The sequence below is a fragment of the Streptomyces synnematoformans genome (genome assembly GCF_039531005.1).
Lineage (GTDB): Bacteria > Actinomycetota > Actinomycetes > Streptomycetales > Streptomycetaceae > Streptomyces > Streptomyces synnematoformans.
The window spans coordinates 1-2,659 of record NZ_BAAAPF010000538.1; the positions used below are offsets into that span (position 1 = coordinate 1).

A 2,659-nucleotide genomic window follows, 5' to 3' on the forward strand; every position below is an offset into this window, starting at 1 on the left:
CGGCGCCCCCGGGGCCGCCGGGACGACCGGGAGCGTGCCCGCGGGCATCCGGCCCTCGGCACCCATCGGACCGCCGGCGCCGGGCCCGCCGCCCTCCGCGGCGTCACCGCCGGGCTGCTGCGCCCGCCGCGTGCCGTAGCGGCGGTGCACCGCCTGCTTGGTGACGCCCAGCGCCGAGCCCACCGCGTCCCAGGAGAAGCCGAGCGAGCGGTCGAAGTCGACGGCCGCGGTCACCAGCGTCTCGACGCTGTCCCGCAGCTCCTGGGCGAGCCGCACCGTGGGCGCCGGGGCCCGCCCGTAGACGACGAACCCGGCGGACGGGCCCGTCCGCCGGGGGCGGTAGACGTTGCCCAGCTGGGCGGTGAGGGTGCGCAGCGCGTCGACCTGCCGGCGCACCCTTTCGATGTCCCGCACCAGGAGCTGCAGGCTCGCCCGCGCCTGGGCGTCGTGGCTTGCGTGGTCGGCCATGGAGAAGCCTCTCGAACCGGCGTCGTTCGGATCGGGCTGCGGAGCGGCCCGTTTCGGTCACTTTTCACTTTCCTGACTGAGCAACGCGACACTCAGTCGGCGGTCACGGGTCGGGGGCGCGCGCACGGCACCCGGGAGCGTGCGGCCGACCGCACGCCCCGGGCGTATCCGGGCCCGGGCGTTTCGCCGCGCCCGCCCCGCGGACGGCCCGCCCGGCGTCCTAGACTTGGCGCACTCCGTCGCCGTCACGACGCGCACCCGCGCGCAGCCGAGAGGAACCCGCGCCACCCATGAGGCTCGTTTTCGCCGGTACGCCGGAAGTCGCCGTGCCCGCCCTCGACGCCCTGCTGGCGTCGGACCGGCACGAGGTCGTCGCCGTCGTCACCCGGCCCGACGCCCCCGCCGGCCGCGGCCGGCGGCTGGTGGCGAGCCCGGTCGCGCAGCGGGCCGAGGAGGCCGGCGTCGAGGTGCTGAAGCCCGGGCGGCCCAAGGAGCCGGAGTTCCTGGAGCGGCTGCGCGCCCTCGGCCCCGACTGCTGCCCCGTGGTCGCGTACGGCGCGCTGCTGCCCCCGGCCGCGCTCGCGATCCCCGCGCACGGCTGGGTCAACCTGCACTTCTCGCTGCTGCCCGCCTGGCGCGGCGCCGCGCCCGTGCAGCACGCGATCCTCGCCGGCGACGAGGTGACCGGCGCGACCACGTTCCGTATCGAGGAAGGGCTCGACTCCGGGCCGGTGTTCGGGGTCGTCACCGAGCAGGTGCGGCCCACCGACACCAGCGGCGATCTGCTGACCCGGCTGGCCATGGCCGGCGCGGGGCTGCTCGCCGCCACGATGGACGGCATCGAGGACGGCACCGTCACGGCCGTGCCGCAGCCCGCCGAGGGCGTCTCGTCGGCCCCGAAGATCCAGGTGGCGGACGCGCGGCTGGACTTCACCGCCCCCGCGCTGCGCGTCGACCGGGTGGTGCGCGGCTGCGCCCCGGCGCCCGGCGCGTGGACGACGTTCCGCGGCGAGCGGCTGAAGATCCGCTCGGTCACGCCGCGCCCCGAGCGCACCGGCCTCGCGCCCGGCGAACTCGACGTGACGAAGTCCGCGGTCACCGCCGGCACCGGCTCGCACGCCGTGGAGCTGCAGTGGGTGCAGGCGCAGGGCAAGCGGCCGATGGCGGCGGCGGACTGGGCGCGCGGGGCGCGCATCGCCTCCGGCGAACGCCTCGGCGACGGGCCGGAACCGCCCGGGGCGTAGGCTTCCGGTGTACGCAACAGCCAGCCCCGGAGCACATTTCACGTGAGCGACCAGCCGCGCCGTCGCCGGCCCGCCAAGCCCTACCGCAGGCCGCAGAAGGACCCCGTACGGATCCTCGCCTACGACGCGCTCCGCGCGGTCGACGAGCGCGACGCCTACGCCAACCTCGTGCTGCCGCCGATGCTCCGGCAGGCCCGGCAGCAGGGCGGCTTCGACGGCCGGGACGCGGCGCTGGCCACGGAGCTGGTCTACGGCACGCTGCGCCGCCAGGGCACGTACGACCGGATCATCGCCGAGTGCGTCGACCGCCCGCTGCGCGAGGTCGACCCCGAGGTGCTCGACGTCCTCAGCCTCGGCGCCCACCAGCTCCTCGGCACCCGCATCCCCCCGCACGCCGCCGTGTCGGCGTCGGTGGAGTTGGCCCGGGTGGTGCTGGGCGACGGGCGGGCGCGGTTCGTCAACGCCGTGCTGCGCCGGATCGCCGCCCGCGACCTCGACGGGTGGCTGGCCGAGGTGGCGCCGCCGTACGACGACGACCCCGAGGAGCACCTGGCGGTCGTCCACTCCCACCCGCGCTGGATCGTCTCCGCGCTGTGGGACGCGCTCGGCGGCGGCCGGGCCGGGATGGAGGAGCTGCTCGCCGCCGACAACGACCGGCCCGAGGTCACCCTCGTCGCCCGCCCCGGCCGGGCCGCACCGGCCGAGCTGAGCGGCCCGGAGACGCTGCCGGGGCGCTGGTCCCCGTACGCCGTTCGGCTCGCCGAGGGCGGCGACCCGGGGGCGCTGGACGCGGTGCGCGAGGGGCGGGCCGGCGTGCAGGACGAGGGCAGCCAGCTCGTCACGCTGGCGCTGGCGAACGCGCCGCTGGACGGGCCGGACACCCGCTGGCTCGACGGCTGCGCGGGGCCGGCCGGCAAGGCGGCGCTGCTGCCCGGGCTGGTCGCGGC

The 2,659-nt window shown here is 77.5% G+C and carries 3 protein-coding genes; 2 read left to right on the top strand and 1 reads right to left on the bottom strand.

Annotated features, from left to right (window positions below):
- Nucleotides 1–468, bottom strand: a 468-nt coding sequence (locus tag ABD317_RS35650; protein ID WP_344295970.1) for a hypothetical protein, incomplete at its 3' end; no start/stop codon positions are given.
- Nucleotides 469–758: 290 nt separating this feature from the next.
- Here ABD317_RS35650 and fmt point away from each other — a divergent pair.
- Nucleotides 759–1,712, top strand: a complete 954-nt coding sequence (gene fmt / locus ABD317_RS35655) for a methionyl-tRNA formyltransferase (protein WP_344295973.1) — start codon at nucleotides 759–761, stop codon at nucleotides 1,710–1,712.
- 42 nt (nucleotides 1,713–1,754) lie between these two features.
- The coding region (locus ABD317_RS35660) for a transcription antitermination factor NusB (protein ID WP_344295976.1) at nucleotides 1,755–2,659 on the top strand (905 nt) is incomplete at its 3' end.